20 protein-coding genes are annotated in these 20,931 nt (G+C 66.3%); 8 read left to right on the top strand and 12 right to left on the bottom strand.

Translation table 11 applies throughout. The annotated features are described in order from the left end of the window. The first annotated feature begins 28 nt into the window (after positions 1 to 28). From C4S70_RS12780 to C4S70_RS12770, 3 genes are read left to right on the top strand one after another with little or no spacing between them, the layout of a single operon-like run. Positions 29 to 823 carry a sterol desaturase family protein gene (locus tag C4S70_RS12780; protein ID WP_104008535.1) on the top strand — a complete coding sequence of 265 codons (795 nt, stop codon included), beginning with the start codon at positions 29 to 31 and terminating at the stop codon, positions 821 to 823. Next, positions 820 to 1,476, top strand: a complete 657-nt coding sequence (locus C4S70_RS12775; protein WP_104008493.1) for a ferredoxin — start codon at positions 820 to 822, stop codon at positions 1,474 to 1,476. Before C4S70_RS12780 ends, C4S70_RS12775 begins: the two co-directional genes overlap by 4 nt. Then, the gene (locus C4S70_RS12770; RefSeq protein WP_104008492.1) at positions 1,473 to 1,973 is read left to right on the top strand and encodes a SixA phosphatase family protein; all 501 of its coding nucleotides are present in this window, start codon (positions 1,473 to 1,475) and stop codon (positions 1,971 to 1,973) included. Before C4S70_RS12775 ends, C4S70_RS12770 begins: the two co-directional genes overlap by 4 nt. A gap of 57 nt (positions 1,974 to 2,030) precedes the next feature. Here C4S70_RS12770 and C4S70_RS12765 read toward each other — a convergent pair whose 3' ends face one another. From C4S70_RS12765 to C4S70_RS12725, 9 genes are all read right to left on the bottom strand, one after another. Beyond that, complete coding sequence (locus C4S70_RS12765; protein ID WP_104008491.1) at positions 2,031 to 2,822, bottom strand: amino acid ABC transporter ATP-binding protein; 792 nt, start codon at positions 2,820 to 2,822, stop codon at positions 2,031 to 2,033. A 12-nt stretch (positions 2,823 to 2,834) separates the two neighbouring features. Beyond that, a complete protein-coding gene (locus tag C4S70_RS12760) occupies positions 2,835 to 4,133 on the bottom strand; it encodes an amino acid ABC transporter permease (RefSeq protein WP_104008490.1) in 1,299 nt (432 codons plus the stop codon). Position 4,134: 1 nt separating this feature from the next. Then, complete coding sequence (locus C4S70_RS12755) at positions 4,135 to 5,403, bottom strand: amino acid ABC transporter permease (protein WP_104008489.1); 1,269 nt, start codon at positions 5,401 to 5,403, stop codon at positions 4,135 to 4,137. Between the two features lie 129 nt (positions 5,404 to 5,532). Further along, positions 5,533 to 6,549, bottom strand: a complete 1,017-nt coding sequence (locus tag C4S70_RS12750; protein ID WP_104008488.1) for an amino acid ABC transporter substrate-binding protein — start codon at positions 6,547 to 6,549, stop codon at positions 5,533 to 5,535. A gap of 202 nt (positions 6,550 to 6,751) precedes the next feature. Then, positions 6,752 to 7,456 carry an ATP12 family chaperone protein gene (locus tag C4S70_RS12745; RefSeq protein ID WP_104008487.1) on the bottom strand — a complete coding sequence of 235 codons (705 nt, stop codon included), beginning with the start codon at positions 7,454 to 7,456 and terminating at the stop codon, positions 6,752 to 6,754. Further along, positions 7,453 to 8,133, bottom strand: a complete 681-nt coding sequence (locus tag C4S70_RS12740) for an HAD-IA family hydrolase (RefSeq protein WP_104008486.1) — start codon at positions 8,131 to 8,133, stop codon at positions 7,453 to 7,455. Before C4S70_RS12740 ends, C4S70_RS12745 begins: the two co-directional genes overlap by 4 nt. Next, positions 8,130 to 9,173, bottom strand: coding sequence for an RluA family pseudouridine synthase (locus tag C4S70_RS12735; RefSeq protein WP_104008485.1), 1,044 nt, complete (start codon positions 9,171 to 9,173; stop codon positions 8,130 to 8,132). Before C4S70_RS12735 ends, C4S70_RS12740 begins: the two co-directional genes overlap by 4 nt. Further along, a complete protein-coding gene (crcB, locus tag C4S70_RS12730; protein WP_104008484.1) occupies positions 9,170 to 9,547 on the bottom strand; it encodes a fluoride efflux transporter CrcB in 378 nt (125 codons plus the stop codon). The genes C4S70_RS12735 and crcB overlap by 4 nt, the downstream gene beginning before the upstream one ends. 149 nt (positions 9,548 to 9,696) lie before the next feature. Next, the gene (locus tag C4S70_RS12725) at positions 9,697 to 10,959 is read right to left on the bottom strand and encodes an FAD-dependent monooxygenase (protein ID WP_380218842.1); all 1,263 of its coding nucleotides are present in this window, start codon (positions 10,957 to 10,959) and stop codon (positions 9,697 to 9,699) included. Between the two features lie 51 nt (positions 10,960 to 11,010). On the opposite strand from C4S70_RS12725, the gene C4S70_RS12720 reads away from it, so the two are divergent. The 4 genes from C4S70_RS12720 to C4S70_RS12705 all read left to right on the top strand — a co-directional run bounded on the left by C4S70_RS12720 (position 11,011) and on the right by C4S70_RS12705 (position 17,383). Beyond that, positions 11,011 to 12,339, top strand: a complete 1,329-nt coding sequence (locus tag C4S70_RS12720) for an amidase (RefSeq protein ID WP_104008483.1) — start codon at positions 11,011 to 11,013, stop codon at positions 12,337 to 12,339. Positions 12,340 to 12,457: 118 nt separating this feature from the next. Further along, positions 12,458 to 13,639 (top strand): aminotransferase class I/II-fold pyridoxal phosphate-dependent enzyme, encoded by a 1,182-nt coding sequence (locus C4S70_RS12715; protein ID WP_104008482.1) that lies wholly within the window; start codon positions 12,458 to 12,460, stop codon positions 13,637 to 13,639. Between the two features lie 16 nt (positions 13,640 to 13,655). Continuing rightward, a complete protein-coding gene (locus C4S70_RS12710) occupies positions 13,656 to 16,481 on the top strand; it encodes a DNA translocase FtsK (RefSeq protein WP_104008481.1) in 2,826 nt (941 codons plus the stop codon). A gap of 302 nt (positions 16,482 to 16,783) precedes the next feature. Next, entirely contained in the window at positions 16,784 to 17,383 is a 600-nt protein-coding gene (locus tag C4S70_RS12705; protein WP_104008533.1) for a LolA family protein, read from the top strand. Positions 17,384 to 17,401: 18 nt separating this feature from the next. Here the strand turns inward: C4S70_RS12705 and C4S70_RS12700 are convergent, their stop codons facing one another. Together C4S70_RS12700 and C4S70_RS12695 are read right to left on the bottom strand one after the other, a co-directional pair. Beyond that, positions 17,402 to 17,980, bottom strand: coding sequence for a transglycosylase SLT domain-containing protein (locus tag C4S70_RS12700; RefSeq protein WP_104008480.1), 579 nt, complete (start codon positions 17,978 to 17,980; stop codon positions 17,402 to 17,404). A 64-nt stretch (positions 17,981 to 18,044) separates the two neighbouring features. Further along, entirely contained in the window at positions 18,045 to 18,929 is an 885-nt protein-coding gene (locus C4S70_RS12695) for an AEC family transporter (protein WP_104008479.1), read from the bottom strand. 84 nt (positions 18,930 to 19,013) lie between these two features. On the opposite strand from C4S70_RS12695, the gene hspQ reads away from it, so the two are divergent. Continuing rightward, positions 19,014 to 19,340: a heat shock protein HspQ gene (gene hspQ, locus C4S70_RS12690; RefSeq protein ID WP_104008478.1), complete on the top strand. Its 327-nt coding sequence runs from the start codon at positions 19,014 to 19,016 to the stop codon at positions 19,338 to 19,340. Positions 19,341 to 19,353: 13 nt separating this feature from the next. Here the strand turns inward: hspQ and C4S70_RS12685 are convergent, their stop codons facing one another. Beyond that, positions 19,354 to 20,931 carry a gamma-glutamyltransferase family protein gene (locus C4S70_RS12685; RefSeq protein WP_104008477.1) on the bottom strand — a complete coding sequence of 526 codons (1,578 nt, stop codon included), beginning with the start codon at positions 20,929 to 20,931 and terminating at the stop codon, positions 19,354 to 19,356.

Here is a 20,931-nt window from a genome sequence, read left to right as displayed (position 1 = left end):
TCGCCGTGACATGCACGACCTTGAATGCATGGAACACGAACTGCTTTTTCGGCTCTTGGCCTTTCTGGGCCTGGTCGCCGTTTTCGCCGCGGCCGAGGCGCTGGCGCCACGCCGCCGCCGCGCCCAGCCGCGCGCCCGCCGGTGGCCGACCAACTGGGCAATCACGATTCTGAATGCGGCCACGCTGCGCCTCATGGCGGTGGGTCTGCCGGTTCTGGCGATCGGCGCGGCGCTGGATGCGCAGGCGAACGGATGGGGCCTGTTCAACCGCCTCGGATGGCCGGACTGGGCCGAGATCGTTCTCGCCGTTCTGGTTCTCGACTTCGCGATCTGGGCCCAGCATCTGCTGACCCACAAGGTGCCGATCCTGTGGCGGCTTCATCGCGTTCACCACGCGGACAGGGACATGGACGCGACCACGGCGTTTCGCTTTCACCCGGTCGAGATCGCGCTGTCGATGCTGCTCAAGATCGGCGTGGTCTATCTGATCGGACCGGCGGCGGTGGCCGTTCTGCTGTTCGAGATCATTCTGAGCGGCACCGCCCTGTTCAACCACGCCAACTGGGCGCTGCCAACTGGCGTGGATCGCGCGTTGCGGCTGGTGCTGGTCACGCCCGACATGCACCGCGTCCACCATTCGGTTCACCGGCAGGAACATGACAGCAATTTCGGCTTTGCCCTGTCGATCTGGGACCGCCTGTTCGGCACCTATGTCGCCCAGCCCGCCGAGGGACACGACGGCATGACCGTGGGTCTGCGCTGGCAGGATGATCGCCCGGCCCGGCTGGGCTGGTCGCTGAAACTGCCCTTTGTGAAGGCATGACCTACGCCGCCATCGAAGAGGCGGCGCGCGGCCATGGCCTGATCGTTATGGGCGCGCTGCACCCCGAGCGCACGGGCGCCAAGGCGCTGGATGGCGGCACGCTGATCCTGCTGGGCGCGGGGCCGGGGTTCTGGGACGTTTTCACCGCCGCGCCCGAACATGCCGATGGAAACCCCGACCCGGTGGACCGCTGGTCGGCCCGCGTCATCAAAGCGATGGCCGCGCGGTTCGGAGCGACGGCCCATTTCCCCTTTGGCGGGCCGCCTTATGCCCCCTTCATCGACTGGGCGCTGAAATCCGGCCGGGCGCATCCCAGCCCCGTCGGCATGATGGTGCATGATACGGTGGGGCTGATGATCTCTTGCCGTGGCGCCCTGCATTTCGCCGAAGAACTGGCGATACCCGCCGTCCGCGGGCGATCCCCGTGCGCGAACTGCCGGGACCGCCCCTGCACCACGGCCTGCCCCGTGGGTGCGCTGAGCGGCGAGGCCCGATACGATGTGGACGCCTGCCACAGGTATCTGGATACACTTGCCGGTCAATCCTGTATGATGCAGGGGTGCGCCGCGCGCCTCGCCTGTCCTCTGAGTCGCGGCGCCGCGCGCCGGCCCGAACAGTCCGCCCACCATATGAAGGCATTTCACCCAAGATGACCAAGACCTTGATCCTGATGCGCCACGCCAAGTCCAGCTGGAATCATCCCGGCCTGGACGATCACGACCGCCCCCTGAACAAGCGTGGCCGCCGGTCCGCCGAGGTCCTGGGCAACTGGCTGAGGAAAAAGGGATATCTGCCTGACGAGGTGCTTTGCTCGGACGCCGTCCGCACCAAGGAGACCCTGGGCGGACTGCGGATCGATCCCGACAAGGTGGAATACCTGCCCGAACTTTACCGAGCGACCGCGAACCAGATCCTGCGGGTGCTGAACCGCGCCACCGGCGACATGGTTCTGCTGATCGCGCACAACCCCGGCATTGCCGGGTTTGCCGAAGGCATCGTGGAAGAGCCACCGGAACACCCCAGGTTCCTCGACTATCCCACCGGCGCGACGCTGGTGGTCGAGTTCGACGATGACCGATGGGACCGGGTCAAGTGGCGCGGCGGCCGCGTGTTGGACTTTGTCGTGCCGCGCGAACTGTTGCAGGAATAGGCTGCAACGAAAAAGGCCGGGCACAAGTCCCGGCCTTTTCCTGCGGTTCGGTTCGCCTCAGTGACCCAAGATCTGGCTGAGGAACAGCTTGGTCCGGTCGCTTTGCGGATTGTTGAAGAACTCTTCCGGCTCGTTCTGCTCGACGATCTGGCCGGCATCCATGAAGATCACCCGGTTCGCCACCTGACGGGCAAAGCCCATTTCGTGGGTGACGCAGAGCATGGTCATGCCCTCCTCGGCCAGCTCGATCATGGTGTCGAGCACCTCCTTGATCATCTCGGGGTCCAGCGCCGAGGTCGGTTCGTCGAACAGCATGATCTTGGGCATCATGCACAGGCTTCGCGCGATCGCCACGCGCTGCTGCTGACCACCCGAAAGCTGGCCGGGATACTTGTTGGCCTGCTCGGGGATCTTCACCTTTTCCAGGAAATGCATCGCTCGTTCCTCGGCCTCTTTCCGGGGCGTCTTGCGCACCCAGATCGGGGCCAGCGTGCAATTCTCCAGCACCGTCAGATGCGGGAAAAGGTTGAAGTGCTGGAACACCATCCCGACTTCGGAGCGGATCTTGTCGATGTTCTTCAGATCGCTCGAAAGCTCGGTTCCCTCGACGATGATCTTGCCTTCCTGGTGTTCCTCCAGCGCGTTGATGCAGCGGATCAGGGTCGATTTGCCCGACCCCGACGGGCCGGCGATGACGATGCGCTCGCCCCGGTTCACCGTCAGGTTGATGTCGCGCAGAACGTGGAACGATCCGAACCACTTGTTCATGCCGATGATTTCGATTGCGACCTCGTCCGAGACCTTCATCTTCGAACGGTCGATTTCGCGGTCTACTGCAAGTTGAGACATGGATTGATTTCCTTAGCGGTGACCCGTGTGAAGCTTGCGCTCCAGGTACATCGAGTAGCGGGACATGGAGAAGGTGAAGACGAAGAAGATCAGGGCGATGAAGCCGTAGAGCTCCCACACGATCCCGTTCCATGCCGAGTCGGCGCGGATGGCGTTCGACAGACCCAGCGGGTCGAGAAGGCCGATGATCGACACCAGTGTCGTGTCCTTGAACACGCCGATGAAGGTCGACACGATGCCGGGGATCGAGATCTTCAGCGCCTGCGGCATGATGACCAGCCGCTGCGCCTTCCAGTAGTCAAGGCCCAGCGCGTCGGCGGCCTCGTACTGGCCCTTGGGCAGCGCGGCCAGACCGCCGCGGATCACCTCGGCCATGTAGGCCGACGCGAACAGCGTCACCATGATCAGCACCCGCAGGATGATGTCGAAATCGGTGCCCGGCGGCATGAAGATGTTCAGCAGCGTCGAGGCCACGAACAGCAGGGTGATGAGCGGCACCCCGCGGATGAACTCGATGAACCAGACGCTGAGATACTTCACGATCATCAGGTCGGACTGCCGCCCCAGCGCCAGCACGATGCCCAGCGGCAGCGACGCGCCGATGGCGACAACGCCGATCGTGATCGACAGCATGAAGCCGCCGAACTTGCGGCTTTCGACCGGTTCGATGCCGATCGGCGCGATGCCGGCCAGCGCGTCCACCGCATAGCCCGACAGCACCAGCCACCAGATGATGGCCGCAAGAATGCCGGCAATTACGCCGGTCAGGTTGCCAACCATCCGGCTGGCGACGACATAGACGCCATAGCCGATGAAGAACCCGGCCGCGGCCGCCAGCGGCCCCCAGATCGTGCCGCCCCACAGCAGCCAGGGGAAGAAGAACGGATAGGCCGCCGTGAAATACAGCAGCTTGCCCGGCACCTTGTCCGAGAACAGAACCGGCGCCAGCGCCACCCCCAGCAGCACGAAAGCCGCGATCGGGCGCCAGTAGAGTTCCGCCGGGTAGAAGCCGAACAGCATCTGCAGCCAGCGTTCGCTGATCACGCCCCAGCAGGCCCCGCCATCGTGATTGGCGGCCGCGAGGATTTTCCGGCAGTTGTCCAGCGAAGTGCCGCCCCAGGTGGGCGACAGCAGCCACGGAACCACCTCGATCAGAAGGCCGATGATGGCGGCCGCCGACAGGATCGTCAGGATGGCGTCGAACCAGGTCGCGAACAGGTTTTCGCGGATCCAGTGAATCGGCCCCACCGAAGAGGGCGGCGGATCGCGCGGCTCCAGCATCTCGGTGCGGACATAAGCCTTGTCACTCATCTCACCGCTCCTTCAGCTTAACGGATTCGTTGTACCAGTTCATTACGGCGGAAATGCTCAGGCTGATGAGCAGGTAGACCAGCATCAGCAACAGCACGCATTCCAGCTCTCGCCCGGTCTGGTTCATGGTGATCCCGCCCAGCGTGCCGGTGATGTCCATGTAGCCCACGGCGATCGCCAGCGACGAGTTCTTGGTCAGGTTCAGATAGTTCGAGATCAGCGGCGGAATGATGATCCGCAGCGCCTGCGGCAGGATCACGAGACTCATGATCCGGCGCGGACGCAGGCCCAGCGCGGCGGCGGCCTCGGTCTGACCCTTGGGGATGGCCATGATGCCGGCGCGGACGATCTCGGCGATGAAGGCGGCGGTATAGAGCGACAGCGCCAGCCAAAGCGCGATCAACGAGTTGCGCAGATGCGTGCCGCCGCGGAAGTTGAAGCCCTTGAGCTCTGGGTAGCCGAAATGGAAGCCCAGCCACCACAGGACGACGAGCAATGGAACCAGCACCACGCCAAGGCGCAGATACCAAGTTGTCGGTCGGTCGCCGGTGGCCTCCTGAATGCGGTCGGCGCGGATCTTGATCAGCCGCGACACCCAGAGTCCCAGCCCCAGCACGATCAGGATCACGACCAGGTCAAGGCTGACGTCGAACCGCAGCGGCGAATTGCCGAACAGGTGAACGTCGCCCAGACTGTTGGAAAACAGCACCTCGGGGATGTAGACCCCGCGGTTCGTAACCGCCACGCTGTCGCCCAGCATCATCTCGGCGGTCGGGTTGTCGCCCCGGAAGGCGCGCGGCGCGGGCAGCGTCTCGATCAGGATCGCCATGATGAAGACGATCCACAAAAGCACCGGCACGTTGCGGAACGCTTCCACATAGATCGTCATCAGCCGCGACACCAGCCAGTTGTGCGAAAGCCGCAAAACGCCGATGATCACGCCAAGGATCGTGGCTGTGGCGCATCCCAGAACCGCCACGACCAGCGTGTTGAGCAGCCCCATGAAGGCCGCCCGCAGATGCGAATCCTGAGAGTTGTAGTCCAGAAGCCTCTGGTTGATGTCATACCCGGCCGGTTCGCTGAGGAACCCGAAATCGATCGGCTTGCCCAGCGCGGCGAGGTTTTGTGCCGTGTTGTTGATGAGCCACGCCGCCAGCAGCATGAAGCCCATCAGGGCGATGACCTGGATCGTGGCTGAGCGATACCGCATATCGTAAAGGAGCATCGACAGCCGGAACTGCTCCTTCGGCGGGTCCGTGAGAGTTGTCATGACCGAAAAATCCCCGTGGCACTCCGGTCTTGTCTCGTGGCGGCGGTTCATCCCCCGCTCTGCACAGACCGGAAACCTGTGGTTATGCAAAAAGGGCGCAGGATACCTGCGCCCTTTGCGTTGGTTGTCTTAGCGGAACGGCGGCGAGTACAGCAGACCGCCTTCTTTCCACTGGGCGTTCAGGCCGCGGGCCAGGCCGACGGGGGTGTTTTCGCCGATGTTCTTGGCGAAGATTTCACCGTAGTTGCCGTTGGCCTTGATGGCGCGATAGGCCCAGTCGGCATCCAGGCCGAGCATCTCGCCCAGCTTGCCTTCGGTGCCCAGGATCCGGTTGATCTCGGGGTTGTTGGTGCCCTTCTTCAGCTCGTCGATATTGGCCGAGGTGATGCCCAGCTCTTCGGCCGAGATCAGCGCGTTCAGGGTCCAGCGCACGAGGTCGCCCCATTCCGGGTCACCGTGGCGCACGAGCGGGCCAAGCGGCTCTTTCGAGATGATTTCCGGCAGGATCACGTGATCGCCGGGATTCTCGAAGGTGGCGCGGGTCGCGGCCAGGCCCGAGGCGTCGGTGGTATAGACGTCGCAGGCGCCGGCCAGATACTGCTGCTGCGCCTCTGCGTTGGTTTCGATCGGCACCGGCTCATAGCTGATGTTGTTGGAGCGGAAGAAGTCCGCCAGGTTCAGCTCGGTGGTGGTGCCGGTCTGGATGCAGACGGTGGCGCCGTCCAGCTCTTTGGCCGAGCTCACGCCCAGCGACTTGGGCACCATGAAGCCCTGACCGTCATAGTAGTTCACGCCGACGAATTCGAACTTGAGGTCCACGTCGCGGCTGAAGGTCCAGGTGGTGTTCCGGGCCAGCATGTCCACTTCGCCCGACGCCAGCGCGGTAAAGCGGGTCTTGCCGGTGGTCGGCACGAATTCTATCGCGTTCTGGTCGCCCAGAACGGCTGCGGCGACGGCGCGGCACACGGCCACGTCGAAACCGTGCCACTCCCCATTGGCGTCAGGCGCAGCGAACCCGACCAGGCCGGTGGTCACGCCGCAGTTCAGCTTGCCGCGGGCCTTGACGTCGTCCAACGTGCCCGCCGCAGCGGCACCCGCGGCCAGGCCGGCGATGGTGAGCGCGCCAAAAAGTACGGTTTTCTTCATTTTAACCTCTTCCTGATTTTCCGCCCCCGAGGGGGCGGGTTTTTCGGCGCATGACGCGCCGTTTTGTGAAGCCCGAAAACGGGCATTCCCCGTTTCAGTGGGGCCGAGTTTGGGCGGATTCATCGCAAAAGGTCAAGGGCATCATCATCGTTATTGATGGGCCGGAATGCAGGTTCCCGACAGGTTTCGCCGTGGCGGGCGATCAGCTCAGGTCGAAAAACCGCTTGGCGTGCATGAAGTCCGCCTTTTTCGTTTCGGCCATCTGCCGCGCCTCTTCGTCCACGCCCCATTGTGCCTCTTGCCAGGCCTCGTCGAGACGCGACAGCCGCCAGATCTCTTCGGGCGCGCGCCAGCCCCGCGCGGCGGCGAAGCCCAGGACCAGCGACCCCGACAGCGTGACAAGATCGTGGAACGCGGCGAGCTGGAATGCACTCAGCGCGCGCACCTGCGCGGCCAGCCGCGCGAGCGCGCTTGCGTCCTGCGCACGGTGGATGACGCCGGAATGTGCGCGCAACCGGACCCCCAGCGCGGTTTCCGCCCAGTCCAGCACCGGATCCCATTCCGCCGTCTGCCGGTCGATCAGCCCCTGTGGAAAGTCCGCGCGGTAGCACAGCAGATCCGTATCGCCATAGGCAGCGACGATCTCGGCCACCTCGTCGAACTGGGCGCGCACCTTGTCGATCGCTGCATTGGCCGACCGGGTGAAGGGCATCGACCGCGGGTCGATCTCGTCCTCCTGCGCGGCCCATTCGGCGGCGATCGCCTCGGCCATGCCGCGGGTCGGCACGACCAGCGCGGCCTTGGCGGGGGTCTTGACCCGGCGGCCGTCCAGCTCGACCGTGAATCCCTCATCCACCGGCGCCACGCCGACCTCTTTCCAGAAGCGTTTGCGTTTCCATTCGCTCATGTCGTTTCAGCCCAGATGTCGTTCAGCGCGGGCGGAAGATCGCGGAAATGGTCGATGATCCGCCGCGCGCGGTGCAGTTCCGTTTGAGCGTGATAGCCCCAGCTGACGCCGATCCCGGCCACGCCGGCGGCCTGTGCCATCTCCATGTCAAAGCTGGTGTCGCCGATCATCACCGTGTCGCACGCCTGCACGCCGCATTCGGCCATCGCGGTCAGGATCATCGACGGGTGCGGCTTTGACGGGTGATCATCGGCGACCTGTCGCGTGACGAAGACGTGTTCAAGCCCGTGCGCCTGAAGCATCGCATTCAGGCCGCGGCGCGACTTGCCGGTGGCGACGCCCAGCAGCATGTCGTCGCGGTGCGACAGGGCCTCCAGCACCTCGATCGCGCCGGGATAGAGCGGCGCGGCCCCTTCGCCCAGCGTCTGGCGGCGGTCGAAATAGGCCTGTTTGTAGGCATTGACCAGCGCATCGTGTTCTGACGCCGGAAGATCGGGCGCGAGCCGTTGCATCGCCCGGTCCAGCGAGAGCCCGACGATCGACAGCACCGCCGAGCGATCCGGCGCGGGCAGGTCGAGCCGGGCAAAGGCGGCCTGCATCGCGGCCAGGATGCTGCCTTGGCTGTCCACCAAGGTGCCGTCCACGTCGAAGATCACCAGCCGCAGGCGCGCGCTCATGCCTGTTCCTCGAACGGGTCTTCGGGCGCGTCGGCCGGATTCCACTGGAACAGCGCCCAGGTGCGCACCATGTGCGGCGGCAGATCGGCAGCGATGTGCAGCGGTTTGCCGGTGACGGGGTGCCGCAAGGTGATCGAGCGCGCATGCAGGTGCAGCTTGCGGCTGACTTCCCCGCCGAGCTGCGCGCCCCAGCCGTCGCCCAGGTTCATCTGCCCCGACCCGCCGTATTTTCCGTCGCCCACGATCGGGTGGCCGAGTTCCGCCATGTGCGCGCGCAGCTGGTGGGTGCGGCCGGTGACGGGGTTCAGCGCGACCCAGGCGGCGCGTTTGGCGGCGGCCTCGATCACGGTATATTCGGTGACGGCCCGCTTGGCGCCGGGGGTCGTGTCGATGTCGCGCGGGTGGATGCAGAGCATCTTTTCCCCTTCGCCGCGCTTGCCGTGGCCGGGGGCCTTGACCAGTCCGGTGATGATCTCGCCCGTTTTCGGGTGCGGCACGCCGGCGACCGCGGCCCAATAGATCTTGCGGGTTTCGCGATGACGGAAGGCTGCGGTCAGGTCCGCGGCCACTGCCCGCGTGCGGGCCAGCAGCAGGACGCCGGACGTGTCCTTGTCCAGCCGGTGCACGAGGCGCGGTTTTTCGTCCAGCCCGAAGCGCAGCGCCTCGGCGAGCGCATCGACGTGTCGCGACTGCCGGCTGCCGCCCTGGACGGCGAGGCCCGGCGGTTTGTTCAAGGCTAGGATATGGTCGTCGCGCCAGATCAGGCAGGCGCGGATCATCTCGGCATCGGCTTTGCTGATCCCTGGCCGCGCGGGCGCGGGGGGGGCGTCGGTGTCGGGAATCGGGGGAACGCGCACCACTTGGCCGGCTTCGATCCGGGTCGAGGCCTTCACCCGGCCGCCATCGACGCGCAACTCGCCCTTGCGGCACATCCTTTCGATCCGGCCCTGGCCGAGATGCGGGAATTGCCGGCGAAGCCATCGGTCGAGGCGCTGACCGGCATCGCCCGCATCCACGGTGATCGTCTGGACGCGGCTCATGCGATGGCCCCGCGCGTGGCCAGCATCCCCAGCACGAGCGCGCCGACCGAGAGCCCCACGGAAAGCGCGACGTAGAGGAGGGCGAGCGAGGGGTCACGATCGTAGAGGTTCACGGTTTCCAGCGAGAACGTGGAAAAGGTGGTGAAACCGCCGAGAAAGCCGGTCATGATCAACGGAGAGAGATGTGTCAGCCCCCTGTGCGCGGCGAACGTCACGAACACGCCCATCAGGAAGGAGCCGACCACGTTCACGCTGAGAATGGCCAGCGGGATCGGGCTATGGCCCATCACGCGCACCACGGCCAGTCCCGCGAGATACCGCAGGGTGGCACCGGCTGCGCCGCCCAGAGCGACGAGGGAAATGGTCGAAATCATGCGCGGTCTGTTGCGCGGCAGACGCCCGGTGTCAAGGCCGGCGACAACATGCCTGCGACATTGCGTGGTGGGGTGGGGGCGCTGCCCCAGTCGCGCGGCGCGCGACTCCCCCGGGGTATTTTCGACCAGAAAGAAGCCTGGGCGGGCGGTCAGAGAGGCCGGCCCCGCATCAACCTGGGCAAATCGCCCGTCAGCCCCGCAGCTTCGCGCACGAAGGTGCGGCGCAGGGCGGGGATGGCGTTGATCAGACCCATGCCGAGATCGCGTCCGACCCGCAGAAGGGGATTGTCGTTGGAGAAGAGGCGGTTGAATGCATCGGTCGCGGCAACCAACGTGGCCGTGTCGAAGCGGCGCCATTGCTGATATCGGTCGAGCACCGGGGCCGCGCCGATATCCTCGCCCCGGCGGGCAGCGAGGGTGAGGGTTTCGGCCAGCGCGGCCACGTCGCGCAGACCGGCGTTCAGCCCCTGGCCGGCGATCGGATGCATGCCATGGGCCGCATCCCCCACCAAGGCCACGCGGTCGGCGATGAAGCTGGTGGCCACCGTCAGGTTCAGCGGGTAGGTCCAGCGTTTTCCGGCCAGGCGGATGTTGCCGAGGAAATCGCCGAAGCGGGGGCGCAGCGCGGCGAGGTATCCCGCGTCGTCCAGCGCGTGGATGCGGGCGGCCATCGCGGTGCGTTCGCTCCAGACGATCGAGCTCTGGTTGCCGGGCAGGGGCAGGATGGCGAGCGGTCCGGGCGGCATGAAGAACTGATGCGCGATGCCGTGGTGCGGCTTGTCGTGTTCTATCGCGCAGACCAGCGCGGTCTGGCCGTAGTCCCAGCCGGCGCGGCGAATGCCGGCGCGGCGCGCGGTGCCGCTGGTGCGCCCGTCGCAGCCGACCAGAAGGTCGGCCGAAAGCGTGCTGCCGTCATCCAGCGTCACGGTCGTGGCGGCGTCGGTCGTCTCTTGCGCGATCACCGACCTGCCGTTGATCCGGGTGATGGCGGGGTGATCGTCCATCGCGTCCAGCAAGGCACGGCGGAGAAAGCGGTCCTCGACCATGAAGCCCATCGGGCCTTCTTCGATCTCGGCGTGGTGGAAATGCATGAAGAAGGGCGAGGGCCCCGCGCCCGCGTGCCCGTCAGTCACCTTGATTTCCAGAATGGGCTGGGCGTGGTCTGCGACCCGGCTCCAGACGCCGATCGCCGCCAGCAGCCGCTGCGAGGCAAGCGCCAGCGCATAGGCGCGGCCGTCGAAGCCCGCGTCCTTGCGGGTGGTTTCGGGCATGGCGTCGATCACGGTGACACGGTGGCCGGCCCGGGCCAGCGCAAGAGCCAGCGCAGGTCCGTTCAGGCCCCCGCCGACGATCAGGATTTCTGTGTCTTTGGTCATGCCCTGCAATATGCGCGCGCGGGCGGGATTGTCCATGGGCGCTTCGGTCGCTACCGTCGCCGGAAATCGCAGACGGGGGAAAAGGGCATGAGCGACTGGCTGAGCATGACGGCGGCCGAGCTGGGGAGGGGGATCGGCGCGGGCGAGATCGATCCCGTCGAGCTGACGTGGACATATCTGGATGCGATCGACGCCCATCCCCTGCGCGACCGGATCTATACGGTCGTCACCCGCGACCGCGCCCTGGCCGAGGCCGAGGCGGCGCGGGACCGCGCGCGGACGGGTCTGTGCCGGTCGGCGGTGGACGGGGTGCCGATCAGTTGGAAGGATCTCTTTGACAGCGCCGGGGACGCGACCGAGGCGGGCAGCGATCTGCTGAAGGGCCGGGTGCCGGAGCAGGATGCCGAGGTGCTGCGGGTGGCGACGCTGATGGGCGCGGTGTGCCTGGGCAAGACGCATATGAGCGAGCTGGCCTTTTCCGGGTTGGGGCTGAACCCGGTGAAGGAAACCCCGCCCTGCGTGAACGACGAATCGGCTGTGCCAGGCGGGTCGTCCTCGGGCGCGGCGGCGTCGGTGGCGTTCGGGCTGGCCGCCTGCGGGATCGGGTCGGATACCGGCGGGTCGGTGCGGATCCCGTCGGCCTGGAACGATCTGGTGGGGCTGAAGACCACTGCGGGGCGGCTGAGCCTGAAGGGTGTCGTGCCGCTGTGCGAGAAATTCGACACGGTGGGGCCGCTGGCGCGGTCGGTCGAGGACGCGGCGCTGTATCTTGCCGCGCTCGAGGGCGGGCGGCCCGCGGACCTGCGCGGTGCCACTCTCAGGGGAAAGCGATTCGCCGTGCTCGAAACCGTGGCGCTGGAGGATCTGCGCGGGGCGCCCGAGCGCGGCTTTGCCCGCGCCGTGACCGCGTTCGAGGAAGCGGGGGCGATCGTGGAACGCCTGCAAGTGCCCGAACTGGAAGAGGCGATGGCGCTGTCCGGCGTGCTGTTCACGGCCGAGGCCTATGGCACCTGGCGCGACGTGATCGAGGCCAATCCCGGCGCCATGTTCGATCAGATCCTGGAACGCTTTCGGGCGGGGGCGAACTATTCGGGGCCGGATTATGTGGCCGCATGGCAGACGCTGGAGCGATGCCGCGCGGCCTGGGCGCGGGCGACGGCCGGGTATGACGCGGTGCTGGCGCCGACCTCGCCGATCCTGCCGCCCGATGCGCAGCGGCTGCTGGAGGACCACGACTATTATGTGACCGAAAACCTGCTGGCGCTGCGCAACACGCGGATCGGCAACCTGATGGGTCTGAGCGTTCTGACCCTGCCCACCGGCGTGCCAAGCTGCGGCATCCAGCTGATGGGCAAGCCCTTTGGCGAAGAGGCGCTGTTGCGGATCGGAATGGCGGCCGAGGCGGCGCTGGCCTGAATGCCACAATCGGCGCGGGCGGGGACGCTTTGTCTGGACGCTGGGGGGAAGCATCTGTAACTTGGAACAAAACGGGGCGCAGAAGAACAGGAACGACCCCGTTCCGAGGCAGATAGTGATGCAGTTTCCCGAGCGGTTTTCGAACCTGCCGCCTTATGCTTTTCCGCGCCTGCGGGCGCTGCTGGACGCCCATGCGCCCGGCGGCGAGGTCATGCACATGACCATTGGCGAGCCGAAGCACCCCTTTCCGCAATGGGTGACGGAGGTGATCGCCGAACATGCCGCGGGCTTCAACAACTACCCGCCGAACGAGGGCAGCCCCGAGCTGCGCGGCGCGATCGCCGACTGGGTCAAGCGGCGCTATGGGGTGTCGATCGACCCCGATACACAGGTGATGGCGCTGAACGGCACGCGCGAGGGGCTCTACAACGCGGCGATGGCGCTGTGCCCCGAATCGAAGAACGGCCGGCGCCCCGTGGTGGTGATGCCGAACCCTTTCTATCAGGTCTACATGGTCGCGGCGATTTCCGTGGGGGCCGAGCCGGTCTTTGTGCCCGCCACGGCGGATACCGGCTTTCTGCCCGATTTCGCGGCGCTGCCGCCCGAGATCCTGAACCGCGTCGCGGTCGCCTATATCTGTTCGCCCGCCAACCCGCAGGGGGCGGTGGCGGGGCGCGACTACTGGGCCGATCTGATCGCGCTGGCCGAGCGATACGATTTCCGCATCTTCGCCGACGAATGCTATTCCGAGATCTGGCGGGATTCACCGCCGCCCGGCGCGCTGCAGGTGGCGGCGGAATGCGGCACCGATCCCGAGAGGGTGGCGATCTTTCATTCGCTGTCGAAGCGGTCGAACCTGCCGGGGCTGCGGTCGGGTTTCATCGCGGGCGGGCCGCAAAGCATCGCGCAGGCGAAACTGCTGCGCTCCTATGCCGGCGCGCCGCTGCCGTCGCCGTTGCAGGCCGCAGCCGCGCGGGTCTGGGCGGACGAGGCGCATGTCGAGGAAAACCGTGCGCTCTATCAGGAGAAATACGCCATCGCCGACGAGGTGCTGGCCGGGGTGCCGGGCTATCGCGGCCCCGAGGCCGGATTTTTCCTGTGGCTTCCGGTGGAGGATGGCGAACGCGCGGCGCTGAAGCTGTGGCGCGAAACCGGGGTGCGGGTGCTGCCGGGCGCCTATCTGGCGCAGGGCGCGCCGGGAGAGAACCCGGGCGAAACCTATATTCGGGTCGCGATGGTGGCCCCAAAGGAAGACTTGCGGCGCGGGCTGATCCGGCTGCGCGACTGTTTGTATGGATAAGGGCAGGGGACAGGGTATGGCATTTCAGGTAAAGGGCCGGGATCCGCTTCTGGACAGCAACATGCAGGCCGCGATCGAAAAGCGCGGCAAGGAACTGATCGGTCTGGTGATGCTCGGTCTGGGGCTGGCCGCGGCGGCGATGATCGCGTCCTATTCGCCGGACGACCCGAACTGGATGGTGTCCACCGACGCGCCTGTTCAGAACTGGCTGGGCGAATTCGGCGCCACGCTGGCCGCGCCGATGTTCATGGTGATCGGCTGGGGCGCGTGGGGCATTCCGCTGGTGCTGCTGGTCTGGGGGATGCGGTTCCTGCTGCATCGTGATTCGGAACGCTGGTCCAGCCGTCTTGTCTTTGCCCCGATCGGGATCGCGATCGCTTCGGTCTATGCCGCGACGCTGGTGCCGGGGGCCGACTGGGCCGCGGTGCACAGCTTTGGCCTGGGTGGGCTCTTCGGCGATACGGTGATGGGCGCTCTCTTGACGCTGTTGCCGGTGGGATCGCATCTCGCGGTCAAGCTGGTGTCGCTTCTGACCGCGCTGGCGATGCTGGGTTTCGGCACCTTCGTTCTGGGCTTTACCCGCGCCGACGTGGCCCGCGCGGGGCGGCTGGCGCTGGTGGGGATCGTGCTGATCTACAGCGGCATCGTCGCGCTGATCGGGCGCGGCGTGGCCGGCGCGACGCAGGCCGCGCGGGCCAGCCGCGAACGCGCCGCCGAACGGGCCGAGAGGAAACAGGCCGCCCGCGCGGCCGCCGCGACCGAGGCCGCCGTCGCCCGGGCCCCGGCCGCGCACGCGCCGGCGGTGGAGCCCCAGGCGCCCTCGCCGCGCAGCGGGTTGCTGGCCCGGATGCCGTCGTTGGTGCGCCGACCCGAGCCGATGCCCGAACCCGAACTGGTGCAGTCCGCGCCGCTGGCCGGCGGTGACGACGGACTGCCCGCCGACAATGACCGCATCAGCCAGAAGATCGCGCAGATCGTGCAGACGCGGAAAAAGGCCGCCCAGCCGCCGGAACCCGACCCCGGCCGCCCGCTGACAAAGGGCCGCGGACGGGGCCCCGACCCGCTGATCTTTGCCCCGGCGGCGCCCGGAGCGTTGCCGCCCGAACCGCCGCTGAGCGCGCACCCGCCGCAGGCGCCGCTGCGTCCCGAACCCGCGCTGCACGCGCCCGAGGCCGACACGCTGCCCTTGAACGAGCCGGCCAAGGCCGCGCCGCAGGTGCCCGTGCCCGAGCCGCGCAAGGTTGTGCAGAACCCGCCGCGCAAGTCGCCGCAGCCCTCGCGCCGGGCGCAGGCCGAGGCGCAGCCGACGCTGGGTTTTGAAGAGAAATCGACGGATTACGAATTGCCGCCGCTCAGCCTGCTGGCGAACCCGGCCAATGTGCAGCGCCACTATCTGTCGGACGAGGCGCTGGAACAGAACGCGCGGATGCTGGAAAACGTGCTGGATGACTACGGCGTCAAGGGCGAGATCGTCAGCGTCCGCCCCGGCCCCGTTGTCACCATGTATGAACTGGAGCCCGCGCCGGGGCTCAAGGCGTCCCGCGTGATCGGGCTGGCCGACGACATCGCGCGGTCGATGTCGGCGCTGTCGGCGCGGGTCTCGACCGTGCCGGGCCGCAGCGTGATCGGGATCGAACTGCCCAACGACCACCGCGAGGTGGTGCTGTTGCGCGAGATCCTCGCCAGCCGCGATTTCGGCGACAGCAACATGAGCCTGCCGCTGGCGCTGGGCAAGGATATCGGCGGCGGCGCGGTGGTGGCGAACCTGGCCAAGATGCCCCACCTGCTGATCGCGGGCACCACCGGTTCGGGCAAGTCGGTTGCGATCAACACGATGATCCTGAGCCTGCTCTACAAGCTCACGCCCGAGGAATGCCGGCTCATCATGATCGACCCCAAGATGCTGGAACTTTCGGTCTATGACGGCATCCCGCATCTGCTGAGCCCGGTCGTGACCGACCCGAAAAAGGCCGTGGTCGCGCTGAAATGGGTCGTGGGCGAGATGGAGGAACGCTATCGCAAGATGTCCAAGATGGGCGTGCGCAACATCGAGGGCTACAACGCCCGCGTGCGCGAGGCGCTGTCCAAGGGCGAGATGTTCACCCGGACCGTTCAGACGGGCTTTGACGACGAAACCGGCGATCCGGTGTTCGAAACCGAGGAGATCCAGCCCGAAACCCTGCCCTATATCGTCGTGATCGTGGACGAGATGGCCGACCTGATGATGGTCGCCGGCAAGGAGATCGAGGCCTGCATCCAGCGGCTTGCGCAGATGGCGCGGGCGTCCGGCATTCACCTCATCATGGCCACGCAGCGCCCGTCGGTGGACGTGATAACCGGCACGATCAAGGCCAACTTCCCCACCCGGATCAGTTTCCAGGTGACCTCCAAGGTGGACAGCCGCACCATCCTGGGCGAGATGGGCGCTGAACAGCTGCTGGGGCAGGGCGACATGCTCTACATGGCCGGCGGCGCCCGGATCACCCGCTGCCACGGGCCCTTCGTCAGCGACGAAGAGGTCGAAGAGGTTGTCAATCACCTCAAGCAGTTCGGTCCGCCGGAATATGTCAGCACCGTGCTGGACGGCCCGGACGAGGAGAAAAGCGCCGATATCGACCTGGTGCTGGGGCTGGGCGGAAACACCAATGCCGAGGACGCGCTTTACGATCAGGCGGTGGCGATCGTCATCAAGGACCGCAAATGCTCTACCTCCTACATCCAGCGCAAGCTGGCGATCGGCTACAACAAGGCCGCCCGCTTGGTTGAGCAAATGGAGGACGAAGGGATCGTTTCGCCTGCCAACCATGTCGGCAAGCGCGAGATCCTCGTGCCCGAGCAATAACGCGCCGGTTTCCGGCGGCCGATCGCGCGGGCGGGTTCACATCCGCCCGCGCGTTGTTATCTATGGCGTGCAGCCAGCGGCCGGGCGGACCCGTGCCGGTGTTTCGCAACGCAGAGAGGACGGAGCATATCACGCCAATGCCACGACTCGATCCATGCACGCCGCTGCACGCGGATCATCGAGCAGCCACGCCTCGCGTTCGCGGATGTACCACTTCGCGCCTTCATCTTGCCGGAAATACTCCGGGGGTCCGGGGGCAGAGCCCCCGGATGGCCCTGTCGTTGTCGGTGTTGCGCGCGGTTCTGACACGGATTGTGCTCGCAATCGCGGTGCTGTTTTCGGCCTCCCTCGCCGGGGCGGCCGAAAAACTGCCGCTTTCGGACATCTCGTCCTATCTGAACGGGATCACCACGGCCAAGGCGACGTTCCGCCAGGTAAATGACGATGGCACGATCTCGACCGGGCGTCTCTGGCTGCGGCGACCGGGGCGGATGCGGTTCGAATACGACCCGCCCGACAGCGGGGTGGTGGTGTCCCGCGCGGGCGCGGTGGTGATCCATGATCCCAAGTCGAACCAGCCGCCCGAAACCTACCCGCTCAAACGCACCCCTCTGTCGATCATTCTCGCCAGACAGGTGGACTTGGGGCGCGCGCGCATGGTCGTGGCGCATGACTTCGACGGTCAGCACACCATCGTCGTGGCGCAGGATCCCGAGAAACCGGAATATGGCCGGATCGAGATGTATTTCGCCGACGACCCGGTGCATCTGACCGGTTGGGTCATCCACGACGGCAATGGCGGCCGCACCAGCGTCGAACTGGGCGAGCTGGAAACCGGCATGACGCTCAGCGACACGCTGTTCCAGTCCGGTGACGGCAACCTGTTCGGGGCGGATCGCTGACGCCCGCCCCGGCCGGGGTCAGTTGCAGCGCGCAAGTTGCCGACGATACATTTCGGACCGCGAGGCCACGTCATCGGCCACCCGCAGCAGCCAGCTCTTCCGTTTCCAGCTGCCCCGGGCATAGCCCGCGTGACCTTCGTGATAGGCAATATACTGGCGCCGGGCATCGGTCAGCGGGATGCCGTTCCTTTCATGGCTCTTGGTGAAATACCAGCCGATGAAGTCGGCGGCATCCCTCATCCGGTCACGCTTGGCCCGGCGATTCCCGGTCTCCCGACGATACTGGTCCCAGGTGCCATCAATCGCCTGACCATAGCCGTAGGCGCTGCTTTGCCGGCCCATCGGGATGATGCCCAGAACATATTTGTGCGGGGTTCGGGCATCGCCGCGATAGCGGCTTTCCTGATAGATCGTGGCCATCTGCACATGCGTCGGCACGCCCCAACGCCGTTCGGCCTTGCGGAACGCCCGGCGGAAATCGGGACGCTGGTTCAGGATGCTGCAGGCGTTGTCCAGGTTGCGCGGCGGCGCCTTCCGCCCGCCGCCGCAGGACGCGACCAGCAACACCACCAGCAGTGCGATCAGAATTCTGCTCATCTGCCTCGTGCCTTCTGATTTTTTTGTTGGAGTTTATACCAGCCGGGCCGCGGAAGGAACCCGTTCACGCAATGACGATCCCCAGCAGCACCGGCAACGCGATCACCGACAACAGGGTCGAGGCCACCACAAGCGCGGCGACCGACTCCGAATCGGCTCCGTATTTCTCGGCCAGCAGATAGGACGTGACCGCGACGGGGGTCGAAAGCTGCACGACCAGAACGCCGTGGGCGACGGGATCCAGACCAAAGGCGCGTCCGATCCCCCAGGCGACGGGCAGGCACAGCGCGAGCTTGAGCAGCGACAGCAGGACCGCCCGCCCGATGCCGCCCGCCGCCAGCCGGGCGATCGCCACCCCCAGCGTGATAAGCATCAGCGGGATCGCCATCTGCCCGATCAGATCCAGCGCGTGGGTCAGGAAACGCGGCGTCTGCCAGCCTTGCCACAGAAACAGTGCCCCCAGCAGCGATGCCCAGACCATCGGCTCGCGCACGACCCGCCCGCCGGATCCGCGGCCGGCGACGATGTAGAGGCCAAAGGTAAAGCTCCACACAGCGCCGATGGCCAGAATCACCACCGCATAGCCCAGCCCCGTCTGGCCAAAGGCCAGCAGCGCCAGCGGCAGGCCAAGGTTTCCCGTATTGCCGAAGATCAGCGGCGCCATGTAGGTGCGCAGGTCCAGCCGCAACAGGCGCACCGCCAGATAGGACAGCCCCGTGAGCACGCCGTAGCCTGCGATGGTGGCCATGGCGAGACCACCCAGCGCGCCGCCGCCGGCATCCATCTTCATCAGCGCCGTAAAGATCAGACAGGGCACCGCCAGCGTCATCGCCAGCTGGGTCACGAACCGGATCCGGTATTCATGCCCCAGCCGTACCCAGGCAAAGCCGACGGCCGCCAGCAGAAAGACCGGCGCGACGATTTCCAGCACTGTCAGGACGAGGTGCACAGTCTGTTTCCCCGAAAAATGCCGCGATTGTTGGACAAGAAGGGCTTGAACCGGCTACTTTCAAAGCATAGGGGCTGCAAGACCATGCTTAAGAAATTTGCGAAATATCACCTGGGCCAGGTGGTCCGGCACAGGAAGCACCCGTTTCGCGGGGTGATTTTCGACGTTGACCCCGAATTCTCGAACACCGAGGAATGGTACGAGGCGATCCCCGAGGACAGCCGCCCTTCGAAGGAGCAGCCGTTCTACCATCTGCTCGCCGAGAACGACCAAAGCTTCTACGTCGCCTATGTGTCCGAACAGAACCTGATCGCGGACTACTCCGGGGAGCCGGTGGAACATCCCGACGTCCCCGACATATTCGGAACCTTCCGTGATGGCTGCTACACGCTGCAATACCCGCTGAACTGAAACCGGGCCCGGGTCAGTATCCCAATGCGCAGCCGTCCTTGCGCGGATCGCTCGCCCCGATCATCACGCCATCGGGGCGGATCCTGATCGCCTGACCGCCGCCCAGCGGACCGTCCGGCACCACGACATTGTGCCCCTTGTCGGCCAATTCCTGCCGCACCGCATCGGAATAGCCCCGCTCGACCCGCAGCTCGCCCGCATCGGCAAAGGATCGCGGCGCGTCGATGGCGGCCTGAAGGTCCATGCCGAAATCACGCAGGTTCGACACCACGCGGGCATGCCCGGTGGGCTGGTAGGCGCCGCCCATCACGCCAAAGGGCATGACGCTGCCGTCCGCTTCTCGCAACATTCCGGGGATGATGGTGTGCATCGGACGCTTGCCGCCGGCCAGCTCGTTGGGGTGGCCGGGTTCGAGCGTGAAGCCGGCGCCGCGGTTCTGCAGCAGGATGCCGAATTTTTCCGACGCGATGCCCGAGCCGAATCCGTGGTAGATCGAATAGATCAGCGATACCGCCATCCCGTCCCGGTCGGCCGTAGTCACATAGACCGTGTCCTTATGCACCGCTTCGGTCAACGGCGCGGCGGCGGGCATGACGCGGTCCAGGTCGATCAGCGCGGCCAGCCGTGCGGCCGTTTCCGGGGCCAGCATGTGGTCCAGCCGGGCGGTGTGATCGGGATCGGCGATGAAACGATTGCGCGCGTCATAGGCCAGCTTGGCCGCTTCGGCCTCGACATGGGCGCGGGTGGCGCCAAATGGATCCATGTCGGCAATGTCGAAATGGCCGAGGATGTTGAGCAGAAGGATCGCCGTTGCGCCCTGGCCGTTGGGCGGATGCTCCAGCAGCTCCGCGGCCTTGTAGCGGCCGCTCACCGGTTCGGTCGCCACGCAGCGCGTGGCCGCGAAATCCTCCAGCGAGTGCACGCCGCCGAGCGCCCGCAGCGACGCGACCATGTCCTCGGCGACCTCGCCGGCATAAAAGGCGTCGCGCCCGTCGCGAGCGATGCGCCGCAGGACTTCGGCCTGCCCCGGCGTGCGGAAAACCTGCCCCGTTCGCGGCGCCTCGCCGTCCAGCAGATAGAAATCTCGTGCCGCGCCCTGCAACACCGCGGACGCCGTTGCCCAGTCGAAAGCGACGCGCGGGGCGACGGGCACGCCCTCTTCGGCGTAATGGATCGCCGGGGCCAGGATCGCGTCCAACCCGATGCGGCCGACCGTTTCGGCCAGATGGCAAAGGGCATCCACCGCGCCGGGAATCGTCACCGCGTGGGGGCTGTCGGGGGGGACGGTGTCCTCGCCCGCCGCGCGCAGCGCCTCGGCGCTGGCTGCCGCGGGGGCGCGGCCGGATCCGTTCAGGGCATGGACCGTGTCGCTGCCCGGCAGGGTGTAGAGCACGAAGCAGTCGCCACCGATCCCGGTCATGTGCGGTTCGCACACGCCCAGCAGCACCGCCGCGCCGATTGCCGCGTCCATTGCGTTGCCGCCCCGTTTCATGATGTCCACCGCCACCTGCGCCGCCAGCGGATGCGACGTGGCGCACATGCCGTTCAGGGCCAGCACCTCGGATCGCCCGGGCAAATGAAAATCGCGCAT

The sequence above is a fragment of the Jhaorihella thermophila genome, from assembly GCF_900108275.1.
GTDB lineage: Bacteria > Pseudomonadota > Alphaproteobacteria > Rhodobacterales > Rhodobacteraceae > Jhaorihella > Jhaorihella thermophila.
Note: the sequence above shows the minus strand (reverse complement) of the source record. Positions and strands in the feature narration are given on the sequence as shown.